This is a genomic window from Cysteiniphilum sp. GTC20157 (assembly GCF_055396795.1).
Genome location: NZ_AP044698.1, coordinates 902,426 through 918,251, shown reverse-complemented (window position 1 = coordinate 918,251; position 15,826 = coordinate 902,426). Strand labels below are relative to the sequence as shown.

Annotated in this window: 7 protein-coding genes; 1 reads left to right on the top strand and 6 read right to left on the bottom strand. The window is 37.4% G+C overall.

The genetic code is table 11. From position 1 onward, the window contains the following. Positions 1–49: 49 nt before the first annotated feature. The 3 genes from ACZ5V8_RS04125 to ACZ5V8_RS04115 all read right to left on the bottom strand — a co-directional run bounded on the left by ACZ5V8_RS04125 (position 50) and on the right by ACZ5V8_RS04115 (position 7,199). Entirely contained in the window at positions 50–2,038 is a 1,989-nt protein-coding gene (locus ACZ5V8_RS04125) for a hypothetical protein (RefSeq protein ID WP_464218466.1), read from the bottom strand. A 263-nt stretch (positions 2,039–2,301) separates the two neighbouring features. Beyond that, positions 2,302–5,958, bottom strand: a complete 3,657-nt coding sequence (locus tag ACZ5V8_RS04120; RefSeq protein ID WP_464218465.1) for a hypothetical protein — start codon at positions 5,956–5,958, stop codon at positions 2,302–2,304. Positions 5,959–6,071: 113 nt separating this feature from the next. Next, positions 6,072–7,199, bottom strand: coding sequence for a lipase family protein (locus tag ACZ5V8_RS04115; protein ID WP_464218464.1), 1,128 nt, complete (start codon positions 7,197–7,199; stop codon positions 6,072–6,074). Between the two features lie 872 nt (positions 7,200–8,071). Between ACZ5V8_RS04115 and ACZ5V8_RS04110 the strand changes: the two genes are divergently transcribed. Further along, on the top strand, positions 8,072–9,643 hold the full coding sequence (locus ACZ5V8_RS04110; protein WP_464218463.1) for an ATP-binding protein: 1,572 nt from the start codon (positions 8,072–8,074) through the stop codon (positions 9,641–9,643). Positions 9,644–10,078: 435 nt separating this feature from the next. Here ACZ5V8_RS04110 and ACZ5V8_RS04105 read toward each other — a convergent pair whose 3' ends face one another. Genes ACZ5V8_RS04105 through ACZ5V8_RS04095 form a run of 3 tightly spaced genes read right to left on the bottom strand, consistent with a single transcriptional unit; the run spans position 10,079 to position 15,787 of the window. Then, positions 10,079–11,152, bottom strand: a complete 1,074-nt coding sequence (locus ACZ5V8_RS04105; protein WP_464218462.1) for a hypothetical protein — start codon at positions 11,150–11,152, stop codon at positions 10,079–10,081. A gap of 10 nt (positions 11,153–11,162) precedes the next feature. Continuing rightward, positions 11,163–11,360, bottom strand: coding sequence for a hypothetical protein (locus tag ACZ5V8_RS04100; RefSeq protein WP_464218461.1), 198 nt, complete (start codon positions 11,358–11,360; stop codon positions 11,163–11,165). A gap of 59 nt (positions 11,361–11,419) precedes the next feature. Beyond that, positions 11,420–15,787 carry a hypothetical protein gene (locus ACZ5V8_RS04095; RefSeq protein ID WP_464218460.1) on the bottom strand — a complete coding sequence of 1,456 codons (4,368 nt, stop codon included), beginning with the start codon at positions 15,785–15,787 and terminating at the stop codon, positions 11,420–11,422. Positions 15,788–15,826: the final 39 nt, after the last annotated feature.

Here is a 15,826-nt window from a genome sequence, read left to right as displayed (position 1 = left end):
ATGATACAACTGGATTGCCACGCGTCCTGCTCGCAATGACCAAAGGTGATTACTTGTTATAGTTCTGTCCATTCGAATAACTAGCATACTGCTCAAAGGCACTATGATAAATAGACTTTAGCCTATGCGCCATACCAAAGGTTTTAGCTTGCGCGCGATCAATTTCAAATATAATTGCCTTTTTTGTTGCTTCAATATTTTGTAATGTGCCATCTTCTGAAATATATTGAGCTAAATAATCAAAGCAAGCAGTACTACCGGTTGCGTTGTGATTCTTATGATTTATTTTTAGCTCAGACATAATATATTGAATTGTCTGACACTTTAACTCACCAGAAATCTCATGAGTTGCGATCACATGCTTTAGATCGTTTAATAGCGCAATGCGCACACTCTTTGATTCTGGTTTTACCTTTTGTTTGTATAGGTTTGCTGTATTGCCAAGCACTAGTGGATCTTGCTTTAAAATCGAGTACACTTGTTTATCTAACTTCGAAGCATTAACAAAGCCTTCGATCGCTTTTCTCAAGCAAGGACTATATATAAATTGTTCGAGCTTATCATAACTCAAAAGCAATTCAAGCACTTGATCATTATCAATGATGTTACTGACAAAATCATCAAGTTTATTTTGCCAATAAACCATACCTGATTTATTTTCTTGTATAGAGGACAATGTGCCTACCAAAACCCTTTGCTTTTCATCGGGCAATAGTCGATCAGTTTGTGCAATTAAAGTAACATATCTTTTGATGCCTTCCATTTGACCTACAGCCATGTTCGCATTAATAGAAGAAATATTTTCTTCGCCTAAATTGATATTGGCAATCAATAATGTCTCTTTTGCTCTATTTGACAAACTACTGTTTAATATGTGCGACACATACAAAGCAATCGCATCATGATTACCCCGTTGCAGTATAGGATATAATACAGGAAGTCCTTTATCCGTTTTTGCCAATAGCAACTCAACTTTCCAGTCTTCTGGTAATTGACTATTCAAAATGCTCGAAATATATTTATCTGCAGAGAGCAGCTCACCTCGGCAAAGCACATAGTACAAAACAGGAATACCACTGGCTCTACCATGCAACATATCAATATCTTTGCGTTCTGCAAGCCCCATATTTATAGTTCTTTCTATAAAATTCAAATATAAGCTTAACGTCTTATCAATGATTTCAATCTGACCATTTTGCATAGCCATAGCAAGCCTATTATTATTTGAGCAATACGAATCACGCCAATCTGCGCTTTCGTAGCTTAGTAATGATTGAATTTGATGACATTTATTTCGCGCATAGGATTGAACTTCAATCAGCGACTTTCCCTGAGCGTCATCATCCAATGAATGCATTGAGTTAATAATATTTTGCATCAACTCATCAGTTAGCGCCTCTTCTTTTTGCATTATGTCATGATTGATAAAATACCATTGATCAGCATAATAGCCAACAAACACCATATGATCATCACAAGCCAATGTCATCGCTAACGACTGCTTATTTGCGCTATGCTCAACTACATCAGTTATATATTTTCTTAACGTCTTTGCATCAAACCAGGCGATATCAATCGTCTGTGGATAATGCTTTTCGTCATCAGCAAATAACGCTTGGGTTTGTAAATAATTTTGACCGGTAATTTGTGATAGCAAATTTTGTTTTACATCCTCGTCCGTTTTGTCCAAGGCTTTATCGCCAAAGTATAACGAAATACTATCAAAATAGGGTTTAATCAATAATGCTGTTTGCTCTTCTGCTGATTGCTTAAGCAATAGTTCATCATCTGGAAATAAATCAATCGCTTCTATTACTTTTTCATTGTTGTGCTGAGCTATATATTGTGTATATTGACATAGGGACTTAATCTGATCAATGTCGTTATTTTGAATAAAATTGCTTACTTTCAAATATTGGTCTAAGCGATTGTCTAATGTTGCCTCCACGGCTGTATGTGCAATGCCATAGCATACGCCTTGTTTATTTGAAGAGTATCCTAATGCTTGCATTGTTTCAATAATTGTATTTTTAGGCATATCTATTCTCCTGTAATATTTTTTATTAACTTAACTGCCCTTTTGTCATTCTGTAACCCTGTTTTCATCCATGATACATCTAGATTGCCACGCACTTATCTTTATTTAAAAACTAAAATTTGTTATGGCAATATTCCAGTCAACATCCGTTGGCTAAGTTTTAGTTACCTCTCCCCTTGCGGGAGAGGTCGCGTAGCTTGCTATGCGAGTGAGGGGTAATTAAACTCAACTTATTCTTGTTTCATTGTATGACTTAATGCCCATTAAAGTTTTGCATCATAGTCCATTGAGCTGTTTTTGTACTCCTCAATGGTTTCAACAGAAGGATTTACAGAACGATTTGTTGAATCTGCAGTGGATGAGTTGTTTATTTCTAAGTCTATTTTATTTGCTTTATTTGATGCTATTTTTTCTAACTGGGACTTTGCCTTGGCATATTCCAAACAAAATATTTCTTCTAATGCTTGGTGCTTTTCTATAGCGCCCATGTCATCATATGCATTAGCGGTTGCATAGTCTCGCAATGCTCGATAAGGAACATAGGTGACATCACCTGCGTCGTTTGTTGTCACCCCTAAACATCCTTTAAATAAATTGCGATAGCCCTGATCAGCATTGATCAATGCTTTTATTTGCGCCCCTGTTGTTGTCGTTTTCCCGCTGAAATAATGATTACTACGTTTGGCTAAGGCAACCATCAATAAATCCTCTAAGCCCTTTTTATCGAAATCTAGAACATTTGATGCTTTTTCTTTGAAGCGGTTTAGATCCAAAATCTTTTGACATAATGACGCCTTGGTTGCCTGAAACATTTTTTCGATGCTGATCTTATTGGTGACGACAGACAATACCTCAATAGGTGGCTTTATTGTTAGCTGTTTACCAGTATGCGATTGGTATATATTTCTTGCATATAAATTAGATTCATTCTTCAAGTCATCTAATAGCGCTTTTAAACGCAATTTATCTTGGAGCACTTCGTATATTTTAGCTTTATCTACTGGCGAAGTTTGTGTTGATTCAGCTAAATGTTGCTTAATACTTAATACTTTCTTATAGTCAGCTAACAAAGTCGCAACATATCCATCTTTATCTTTGCCTGATTGAACAATTTCGGTAAATTTCTTATCATCAACTGTGATATTTTGCATTTTTAAATTACGATAAAACTCAAGCTGCATAAAACGCGCATGATGTTTAATCGTCTTATAAAGATTCTTAGCATATGTACCTGCATCAGGTAATCCAGATATGCCGGTATGTTGCGTTATCTTTGCGCATAATTCTTCTGAGTTATCCGTAATACTCTGTATAAGTTGAGCCTGTTTCTTAATGAAAGCCTCTTTGAAGTCGTCATTCAGATTAAGTGAAAAAGGATGCGCATATACCCCCATCATCAACCCATTAATCGGTTGATAATAGCGTCGCACTACTTGTTTATACATCTGACCATAGAGTGGCTCTTTCCTATCAACAACACTCCATTTATTCAGATACGAATCGTGTAACTCGCCGTTTGCTGATACCAGTTTATCAAATTGACCTTGTTCAAAGTAACTATAGTTATCAGGATCTTGCACATTAAATTCTTCCATCAATGATTGAAGATAACCGAAATCTCTTAAGCCGGCACCTTGATCACGGCTGATAAATTTTTTTGTTTCAGTATTGATTGCCACATTGCCACTATGATTACTGTAATTATAAACAAGCTGTGGGTAGAATAATGCTTCAGATAACCCAGTATAAGCTTCTTTACTTTTTTCAAGAATAAATGTTTCATAGACCTTGGGATTCCACCATTCATAAGGCATGTATCGCTCTTTGTTTTTGCTTGTCCCTAAATGCTTATGTAAGTCTTGCGATACCGAATCATAAGGTTGAATAACGCCTTGCAGTCCTTCTTTGATCGTCACTAAATCAGCGATAATCACTGTTTGTTGATCAGCATTAGTATGCTGCATTATCTGTGACATTGCCTGACCACTTACGACTTCAGTAAATAGCTCAACAGCTTTTTTTGGTGTTTTAACAAAAAAAACCTTGCCTCTAAACTCTTCACCTTGAGCACTATTTAAAAATTGATGCCAACTTGCCCTATTTCTATTCTCTGCTGAATAGTTTTGGTGATATGCTTTAATCACGTCATCTGTTGCATAAATACCTGAATAATTGATTTTCGTGGGGTCTAAGCCCTGATTGTTTTTACCACCGACTGAATCAAACACCTTAGTCAATTCTATTCCTTGATAGTTAAATGATAGCGCATCTTTTGCTGTCTCCAATATCGCCTTGTGACTGCCTAAATCATTAGTATCACTTATTGAATAAAATCGTGTATTTCTACGAGATTCAATACTATCCAAAGACTTTTCATACGCACCAAAAATATCTTGGTATTCTTTTTCTGTATTATTTTTTTGATCATCTTGACCCTCTTTATTCATCAGAATCTTCAGCTCAGATAGCTTGGCATCCAAAAGGTTAAAAGACTTATTTATCGCTTCACCCAAAGCAGAAAACGCCTCAAAGCCACTGTTACTTTTTGAGGTATTGTTTTTATCATAAGCAGATTTTACTTGTTGAATATAATCATTAATTACACCAACCTCTTTTTTAGCTTCAATGACCATAGCAGATACTTTAGTGAAGTCTATCTCTAAATCTTTTACAACCTTATCAGTACTTAGAAGTGCTGTCAGACAAGTCATTTTATCCAATAACGGGATGATATGGCGAAGTACCGCTTGAATCTGGTGATCATCTTGTCCATACACTGGTGGCGTCTTGGCGTTGTATGTTAGTTGAGAAACATCATCTGCTTCTATCATATAATGATATTTATCCTTAAACGATCGATAGTTAAGTCCATTATTGGTTACCGCCTGTGAATCCTGAATTAATTGCATCATAGGATTTGCATGCGCTGTTTTATTATCCTTGATTTTATCTAGTATACGCTCATAAGTTTTACCGTTTTCATAATGATAAACCCATGCTGAAATCTCTGAGTTATAGATCTTATCAGGCGCCAACATAAAAGCACTTAACACGGTTTGAACCTGTCTTGTTGCTTCCGTTGAAATCGATTTAATATCCGCAAGCAAAGCAACAGAGCCCTCATTGACAAATTCATGCTTTAATAATGACTGAGCTGATGACAGCGCTTCTTTAAGTCGATTTATTTGACCTTTCAATACTTGATCACTTGAATTATTTTTATCTTTGAGTAGCTTATCCTCATAGCCCTCCAAGAAATGAAGAAGCTCTCCAATTGCAGCTGCATATGACTGATCAGTGGCATCAGCATAGACTAAATTATGCATGATATAGTCACATATTTTTGCCCATAACAACCACATCGGGTGATCACTAGGGTAATGAGAAAATCGCGCATTAATTGACTCAACATAGCCATTATCTTGGCTCATATGACTCGGATTGAGTTTTATAAAAATGCTTTCAATGGCTGACAGGGCATGACCTAAATGCATCATATACCCTTGCAGACGCAATTTGTGATGCGTATTATTTCTTTCAGTACTTTTCAGTGCTTGAGAAATAACGTTGTTTTCCATTACATCATCTATTTGCTTGACTTTGTGCTGATTAGTGTCTTTAACAAATGGCAGCTCGAAAGATGGACATTTACGCGCTATATCAGCCAAAAATTTATCTGAAGGCTCAATCATCGATGGGCGAAAATTACTCTTAATATTGATTAAGGTGGATATATAATGTTGATAATTGGTATCAGATACTACACCCTTATCCTGCTGATATTTCACCCACAAGGCATAGGCAGAATATAGCCCATAGCTTTTCACAAGCATGCTTGATTGTGAATCAAAAGTTCTCAGTACATTAATTGCCATACCTAACTGAGTATGCCACTGTGATATTTGTTCTGGACTCATCATTTTCTCCTTATTTATACATTCAACGAGGCTATCTACTTCATAACCAGTTTAATGATTAAAATAAGGAGGTATTGACTTTAGTTATTGCTAGAATGATACAAAAAAATACTTTATTATCGCCACCACGAAGCGGCGTAGTTATAGACATTACCCGCGGCAGTTGACGCTGCACCAACATAACCTTGATGATCTAATTGATAGTCAACATCATTCAAAGAGAATACATCTTGTAACATGTATCCTAGTTTATGGTTAGTCGATGGTCGATAGGCTTTACTTGATAGCTTTAATGATTGACCAACATGCTTAAACCCTTGACGTCCTAGCGGAACAGCTGATACCGGGTCTTTATAACGCCACAGACGAATGATGTCCTGCTGATAGCGCTCATTGATTTTCTGTGCTGTTTGATGATCAAAAACACGCGGTGAATTAAAAGTGATAAGGCTCACACTAATCCGCCCCCCATCAGCATACATTTTTTTAATCTCATCAACTTTATCAATAAATGCCAATGTTGCTGTGGCAGCACCCAAACTGTGTCCGGTGAAAATGACTTTTATCTTTTTCCCTTGCTGCAATAAACTGGTAATCGCTGTTTGCAGCTGCGTCCACAACTCATTTTTACTATTTTCATAATGTTGTTTAAACCCTCTATGGGTCTTGGCATTTTGAAACTTCCCTATCTCAACGCTATCCATAAAAAATTTCATGTCTTGTATGACATCAGCACCATACTGTGTCCCATGAAATGCGATAATAATTTCAGCGGTTTTGCTTTGTGCTTGATTGTTAAGGATCAATATGCCATCACGTTTTTCTTCATGCTTTTGCGCACCATAATAAAAGTGAGGATTGGAATAACCAAAATATTTAACGTCATAACCATAAATATCGGTTAATACATGGTGGTAAGTGTCTGGGTCGACCTTGAGACCTTGTGCATATTGATCTTCGATACACTGCTTTGCATTATTTTCCGTAACGCAATGATGCAACGATTGCCCTACATATATTTCCTTATCTGATGTTGTTAGGTTATATCCATCATAACCCTGATCAGCATACTTAATTTTGTCAATTTTATAAGATGCATCAGCAACTAAGGCTGCGTTTTTTATATCATTAAGTTTTGAATTTCCTTGTTGTTGATAATTAATTTGTGCATATGATAACGACTGTAATCCAGTCGTTATTAACACCACTAATGATAGTTTACCAATGCTTGACTTGAGCTTCATATATCCTCCTTACTGGATAAGTTCAATTAAACACACAAAGGCTAGCCTACCTGTAGAACAGATAACTTATCTTGACAAATTCTTGAGATAAAACTACGTGTTATGATTACAAGAGGTTGCGCCCTGCTGATGCATGATGCACTGCACCATGCAGTAAAAATATTAAATAAAACCCCCTCCATAAAACATTCACACAGTGTATCATTGTGTATTTTAGATACATTTTAATGAATCAAGAACAAGTTGAGCTTAATTTAATTTAATTACCCCTCATCCGTGCAGCTTAAGCTGCACGACCTCTCCCGCAAGGGGAGAGGTAAGTATTGTTCCACAATATCAATCGCTCCCTGAGCGAAGTCGAAGGGAATGATGAATACAACTTATGGCTTCGACTGACGCTCAGCCAACGGGTGTTGACTGTTGTCATTGCGAGCAGGATGCGTGGCAATCTAGTTTTGTCATGGATGACAACTGTCACCTAAGCAATAAGTGATATAGACAACACAAAGCATTACCGAATGATTGAAACTTGTTTATGATACCCGCCACTGACGTGGCTGATGGCAGTGACTTTTTTCCCGCAAAAAAGTCACCAAAAAGCTCGCCCGACACGTTTTGTTATCGCCAACTCCATGGGGTTTTTGCAAACTCGTTGCACTCAAACAGTGCAAAAACCACACCCATGGCATTGGACGCAAAACGTTAATGGGCATAAAGCCAGTCGATCAATGATATTCATTTAAGCTCTTTGCAGAGTGAAAAAAAAACTGGACAAAGGGAAGGACATAATCAAAGATAATAGGTATAGTCATCGCCTTTATGACTATACTTTGCTAAACTCTCATACAAATTTCGGTGATTGGTACGAATAAATGACAATACAGCGCAAGCGCCTGCCCATTGGTGACTCGACCCTCACTCAAATCAGAGCGAGAAATGCAATCTATATTGATAAGACACAACACTTATTGCAAATGATTAACTCTGGGCGATATTTCTTTTTATCACGCCCTAGGCGCTTTGGCAAAAGCTTAACCATTGACACATTAAAACAGCTATTTCTAGGCAATAAAGCATTATTTAAAGACACCTTTGCCGAAAGTAACTGGGATTGGGAGGTTACCTATCCTGTTATTCATTTAAGCTTTGGTAGCTCGAGTGCTTTTGAGTCAGAAGAGACACTTATTGAGATTATACATAACCAAATCACTGAAACAGCTAAAATGTATGCGGTTGACGTCAGTGGAAAAAGTATCGCTGTGCGCTTTCACAATCTGATATGGCAAATAAAAGAAAAATACAAAACACAAATTATCCTCTTAACAGACGAATACGATAAACCGATTTTAGATGTGATCACTGATGAGCACAAAGCAACACGCAATCGTGAGATATTAAAAGGACTTTATAGTGTCATCAAAGACAATGATGAGTGCTTGAAGTTTGTTTTCCTTACGGGGGTGACGCGCTTTTCTAAAGTCAGCTTATTCTCTGGTCTTAATAATCTCGAGGATATCAGCTTAACGCAAACCTATGCTGATGTTTGTGGCTATACGCAAAATGACCTTGAATCATCATTTCAAGAGCACTTAATCGATGTTGATAAAGATAAGCTTCAAAAATGGTATAACGGTTATAACTTTGCCGGTCTTGAACATCAAAGGGTTTATAACCCTTATGACATATTATTATTTATCCGCAATCAATATAAATACCGAGATTACTGGTTTCAAACCGGCACACCCACGTTTTTAATCCAGCTGTTACAAAAGAATCGCTACCGAGTGCCTGAATTTGAAAACTATCAAGTACAAGCGCGCTTTATCGATAACATTGACGTTAAAAGTATCCCACTTGAAGCGTTGCTATTTCAAGCCGGATACTTAACCATCAAAGAAGAGATTTCGATTGGTACGCAAGTTGGCTATCGTCTGAAATACCCGAATCTAGAAGTTAAAGCCGCTTTTAATAGCTGTGTCTCATTAATTGGTACCAACTCACATGCTAATGCCGTCAATACGACGCGCCTAAGTGACAGCTTGCTTTCTGATGACTGGCAAGTGTTTTATGATTGTATCGTTGCCTTATATGCATCGATCCCCAATGAATGGTATCGCAATAACCCCATTCAAGATTATGAAGGCTTTTATTGCACGGTTATCTATAGTTACTTAACTGGACTTGGTTATGATGTCATCGCTGAAGATTCAACTGCCATTGGTCGCATTGATATATCGATTGTAATTCCTGATTACAAAGTCATTATTCTTGAGCTAAAAGTCGCTAATGACAAAGATGTCTCCAAAGAAGCCTTGCAACAAATTATTGAGAGAAAATACGCCGATAAATTTTTAAATCTAGGCTTACCAATTTATCAAGTCGGTATTTCCTTTGACCAAAATACACGAGCAGTGAATGGCTTTGAAGTTAAGTTGTTTAGCTGAAGGGGAATATATACCCGCCACTGACGCTCAGACGACGGGTATTTATTGGAATATTGCCATAACAAATTTTAGTTTTTAAAACAGATAAGTGCATTGCACTGTTTGAGTGCAACGAGTTTGCAAAGCACCTGTTTTAAAAACGTAAAGAAATTTGTGAGGCTAGCGTTTTTGCCTACTTTTGGGGCAATGCCAAAAGGTTGAGCAGGATTAAAAAAACTGCTACTGCAAGTTTTTTCTGCGAAACGCCCGTAACACGGACTGTGCAGGGCCGCTTTTCAAAAAGGTATGGAACCTTTTGCAGAAAAGTCACATCAGCTGTGAAACAGCGGTGAAGGAAAACTAAAGCAAGTGACGGGGTCAGGGCTAATTTTCGTGGCTCAACCAACAGTGCCAATCGTTCCCTGAGCGAAGTCGAAGGGAGAGTAAAACAAATTGCTAACTTGTTTGAACATAACAAGCTTTTGCTACTTCATTGGCGTAAAGTTTAACAGCAGCTATAAATGTTTGCTCATCTGCTGGAATTGAGGTCAGATCTATATTAGGATCTAAAAGATCGATTGGTTGATCTCCAGCATCTAAAGCCTGACGCAAAGTATCAGCAGAGGCGGTGTTCAGTAAACTATGTATCGTGATAATTTTATCCACGCCCACATTATCAGGATCAATAAACGGAGCACCGCTTATTTGATCAAGAATCGACATAATCGTACTATTATCAGGCGTTGTATATGTAGTAATCAACTCTCTTAAACGATCAATATTCTCAGGTCCTGACCAGGTTGAAACATGTGCATTAACTTGTGTGTGTTGAGTAATGGGTGCTTGCCCTTGCTCTAGTAAGGTTAACAGCCCATCGAGGACTTGCCCTGGCTCGCCCAAACCACTGGTAACCCCATCGGCAATTAAAGGGTGATATTTCACCGTTACATTATAGCCATCGTGAGTAGACACTAATGATCCGCCTAGCTTTTGTTGAGCGACAAAATAAACCAAGGAATTGCCACAACGCATTGCCATCGCCAGTGGTGTATAGGTTTGATCAGCATTATAGGTATTAATCAAAGGTACATTAAATGGGTAGATAAATCCTTCGTAATAAATTATTGAAGTGCCTGGGACTTGACGAGGGACAATCCAAGTACTACGATTATCTTCTCCACTAATATTTGCAGTATGATAAGCATTCTTCCCCATCAAAGTTACAGCAAAATTTCCACCCGTTGCTGGTGACACTTGCGTGATCGCTGGCGCACTCAGCAATGATACAGGAATGGTCTTAGTCAATTTTTGCCCTGTGGTTGTATTAACGGCTTCAATAGTTACACTCATTTTTTCAGGCTGATAATGATTGCTACTATCTGGCATGGGTATAGCTACATTATTCGCTTCGACACTAAATTGACATGTCGCACCATAATGCAGCGTAATGCCATGGCAAGTATCGTTAACAATAGTTAAACTCGCCGGTGGATTGATATCAACACTATAACCATCACCCCCAGTCTCCATAACTCCTGATCTACGAATATCTAAAGGTATAGGTATTTTGATTAAGATTAGGTGCTAACAATGCCTTTTGATTATTAGGATCAGTCGCAATATGGATGGTTGTTGCAGTCGCTGGATTAGCACTTCCACCACCGCCACAAGCACTTAATAGTGTCAGCGGTACAATCACCGCGGATAAGCGTTTAAATCTAGATTTTAAGATTGACATTATAATCTCTCCATTGTGTTGGTTTTTCAAAAAAATTAAAACTAGGCTATTTTACTTACTTATGGCAAGTACCCAAATGCCTGCAAAACGGTAATAGCAAATTGTTCATTTATCATCGTACGCCATCCATTATTTTTTAATAACTCGTACTTAGGTTGATTAGGAAATGTGAAATAATTAAGGTTTCTAGGCTTTTGGATAGTTTCTCCGTCAAGTTCAAATTGATCAGGTAATCCATTATCAATAACATTTTTATCATCTGTTGTAGAAATATCCACATAATGCTCTTCCGCCAAATATTGGGAATAATTCGCCAAATAACTCTGAACCCTCAAATACTCATCTTTTATGGCACCATCACCTAGCGTATATAAAATAAAATCTAGGCTTCTATCTTTTATTGCACTTGATTCTTTTTGAGCCATATCCTTTTTCAACAAATTCACTAGTCTTTTTTTATAACCATCCCCATAGAATTTATTTAATTTTTTAATTATCCGATTATTATCAACTTTACGTGTCATACCCCCATAATGCATTTCGTTAGGTGGCTTTGCTAAACTGAGCGCTAAATAAGCTTTTTTCAAGAATGTATTACGTATATAAGTCGGTCTTTCTATAAGTACCCTCTCCCAATCTTCTAGTGTCGAAACAAAAAGCCCATCTTCTTGTTTTAAATAATCTGGATCTAGCTCTAAAAAATCGTCCTCCTCAAAGTTGTTGAGCCACTCCATTCTATCTTTGAAATAAATTTGCTCTATCTGCCCCCCTGTGGCTAACATTAGAGAATTATAATCATAATCAGCTATTTTATAAACATATTTATTTTCTAGCGTGATCAGATGCTCTTGCTTACCATCTAGGCAACGGGTATTGTTAACAATGATATAATCAGCTAAAACACCCTCAGCATGATCTTTTCCCTTATCTTTCTCAATTTTTTGATATAGATGCTTTAGGCGAAAATAAATATTTTTACGCATTTGATTAAAGCAATTACCTTCAATCAATGTTAGTCCATATTGGCAACCACAAATGTCATATGGAACGTCTTGAATATCCTTAGCTAATAATATCATTGGATCAAAGAATTTTTCTATCAAATTATTTGCAGAACGATTATCAAGCTGACTGTATTCATGTTCAAGCTGTTTGATAAAATCAAAATCAAATGAGTCTAAAAGTGAATTTATGAAAGGATTATATTTTACCTGCTGTTGATTGACATCATTATTTACTTGGATCGGTTTCCAAATTTTTAGGTGATCGCTTGTTTCATCATTAGAATCTATTGTCTCTTTCCTTTTGATCCTCGCCTCAATTATCACCTTTTTCAGATTATCAATTCTTGATTTCCTTTTTTGCTGCAATAAATCCTGCAGCAACTGCGACTTCAAATGTTCATCAGTGGCATTCACATAAACTGCAAAGAAATTTTTGAATTCTTGAGAGTTTTCAACAAGGCTTATCAGTATATTCTCTGGCATAGGGTTTTGATCTGTCTGAAATGGGTACATCTCTATCAATTTGACTTGACCAAAAACCTCAAGTAATTTTTGTGCATAATTAATTTGAGCGCATGTATCATTGCTAGCTTTCCGAATGACATGATCTATAAAGCCTTTTTTCAGCTGTGGAGAAAGGGCATCGTTACTTTCTGGTTCAAAAATTTTTAACGCCATGAAACGTTTTTCAAACAGATCTAAATAAGCGACTGCTAGCTCAGTAGACAAACTATAGTCGGTCTTGTATTCTTTTACTTTTTTAGCCTGTTGCCATAAATTTGATAATCGCTTTATAGGTGAATTCATATTCATAGAAGATGCTAATAATTGTTGTCTTTCTTCAACGTTATTAAAACTCGCTTCTATTTTCTGTAATTGCACTGGTTGCAGTTCAAGTTTATTGTCTTGATTAACTAAATCACAAGCAATAGCAAAAATCTCATTAAATCCATTGACGCTTGGTGATGTATCAGTAATATCATAAACTTTTCGAAAAGGATAATAATATTGATTATCTTGACTATGTATTGCAAACTTTACCATGTTTACTAGCATTCTAAGCGTTGGGTTATTAATATTTTCTGCCACTGGCATCGTATTATGCGAATCACTTTGCTCATTCACATTGCCCATTGTTGAACTATTAGGATTATTATTGCTTATCTCTTGCGGTCTGTTAATCAGAGAATCACTTCGACCTTCACCCCTTGCACCTGTATTTTGATCATTATTGGTATCTTCTTCTATCGTTGACATCGTATTAAGTGAATGACTACTGTGATTGACATGACTCGATGTCCTGTTTTGAATAAGACTATTATTCCCTGTCATTCTCACTTGGTTATGCGAATTAAGATTCTGATTTACAGTGCTTGATGTTGTATTTTGCGTAAGGTTATTACTACCCGTCGTTGTCACCCGATTAGGCAAACGACTACTTTGATTCACCTGATTTGTTGTTGTATTTTGCGTAGGGTTATTGCTACCCGTCGTTGTCACTCGATTAGGCACACGGCTACTTTGATTCACCTGATTCGTTGTTGTGTTTTGCATAGGGTTATTGCTACCCGTCGTTGTCACCCGACTAGGCAAACGACTACTTTGATTCACCTGATTTGTTGTTGTATTTTGCGTAGGGTTATTGCTACCCGTCGTTGTCACTCGATTAGGCACACGGCTACTTTGATTGACCTGATTTGTTGTTGTATTTTGCGTAAGGTTATTACTACCCGTCGTTGTCACCCGATTAGGCAAACGATTACTTTGATTGACCTGATTTGTTGTTGTATTTTGCGTAAGGTTATTACTACCCGTCGTTGTCACCCGATTAGGCAAACGATTACTTTGATTGACCTGATTCGTTATTGTATTTTGTATTGGATGAGTATTCGTTGGCATATTTGTCATTGGCGAGCGTAAAGGTGAATTAGGCATTGGTGTTGTAATATTTTGCTGATCTGCCGCCATATTATAGGTTAAAAATAGCTTGTTATAAGCCGTTGCAGCCTCTTTAAATACCTGTGGAATAGCGCGATCTTGCAACAAACGTTTAACATCTAAGGTATAGGGGAAATTCGCACCTGACATATTCGATGCAATACACCGACTTAATGCACTATAATCGGCAGCATTAAGGAGCACATTGACACTGACTATCTTTTTATGACCATTACTGATATTACTGATATTACTCAATTTACTCACAATATAACTGCTTTCTGACGCGAACAACTTGTCCTTTATGTGACTATTATTTTCAGCTGGTGACCAAGCACCATCATGTGGACGAATTAATATCGGATGCGATGTTGATCCACCAACGGATAAATCACCCGTTATATTGAGTTCCCTCATCGGTGCTACACCATCAGAAAATAGCGCATGATGCTTGATGATAGTATTGAAACTCTCATCGTTAGGGTCAAGAGCCCCCACTTCATAATAAATTTCGTGTGCTTCAGGCTTATATTGCACTACAAAAAATAGCTCATCCCCATTTTCTGTATACGTCTTAATAGCAAGCTGGTTAGCAAACAGCGCGTTGACAGGGTTATATGTTTGCACCAAAGGTACGTTAAATGGAAAAACAAATTGCTGCCCATGCATACGAGGTCTTGAGTCTATCCAAGCATCTTGACGAAATTGCGATATATTAGCTGAGCTGAAAACCAAGCCATGATCAATGTTGTACCTTAGGTCATTTAGTGAGTTAGCAGCAAGTGCATAGCCAAAATAACCTTGAATTGCATCACGACGAACACGCTCAGGTACACTTAATGAACGGTTAAGCGGACGATAACCACCTAATTGAACCGCCTCTGACAATCTATGAGTTCGTTGACTGTCTATAGCATAAACAAAAAGTGTGGGCTCATGAACGAAGGTACTATTATCCTGAGGTGCATATCTAACACGAAGGCGATAGCGATGGCCATCGACTGTGCTGCTAATAACGCTAAATGAATTAGCACCTCTACCTGAAATTTCATGACTGAAAGTATAATCAATCAGATTATCGCTTTGTGAATCTCTTCGTAACTCAAAAACATATTCATGCGTGTTATCATCTGGATTATCTGATTCAATAAAATGATTATTACGTGGATTTATATTAACAACACGATGTGCAAGACGCTCTCTAAGCGGGATTTCAGTGCTTGAAATATCTGAATAAATCGGTGTGCTAACGCTAGTATATTCGGGAATCCGTCTCACAGGATCAATTGCAGGAACCCGTTCAGGCAAATTAACCACTGGCGTATACACACTGCTATCAGTAAGCTCTCTCTGCTCAACAGGTCGATGGCTCTCTGGCCTTTCAGTAGATTCACCACCACCGCCACCTCCGCCGCATGCGCTTAGCATCATCGCTGCCATTGTTTTTAAGCCTAACTTGCTCACGCTGTTTATATTTTTACTCATTTTATACTCTACCTTAAAGTGGATAATATTTTGGTTTTG

Bases quoted from the DNA above. Each gene is read 5' to 3' on its own strand.
- ACZ5V8_RS04100 (WP_464218461.1), bottom strand. From the start codon at position 11,360: ATGTCAATCTTAAAATCTAGATTTAAACGCTTATCCGCGGTGATTGTA.
- ACZ5V8_RS04095 (WP_464218460.1), bottom strand. From the start codon at position 15,787: ATGAGTAAAAATATAAACAGCGTGAGCAAGTTAGGCTTAAAAACAATG.
- ACZ5V8_RS04115 (WP_464218464.1), bottom strand. From the start codon at position 7,199: ATGAAGCTCAAGTCAAGCATTGGTAAACTATCATTAGTGGTGTTAATA.
- ACZ5V8_RS04120 (WP_464218465.1), bottom strand. From the start codon at position 5,958: ATGATGAGTCCAGAACAAATATCACAGTGGCATACTCAGTTAGGTATG.
- ACZ5V8_RS04125 (WP_464218466.1), bottom strand. From the start codon at position 2,038: ATGCCTAAAAATACAATTATTGAAACAATGCAAGCATTAGGATACTCT.
- ACZ5V8_RS04105 (WP_464218462.1), bottom strand. From the start codon at position 11,152: ATGGAGACTGGGGGTGATGGTTATAGTGTTGATATCAATCCACCGGCG.
- ACZ5V8_RS04110 (WP_464218463.1), top strand. From the start codon at position 8,072: ATGACAATACAGCGCAAGCGCCTGCCCATTGGTGACTCGACCCTCACT.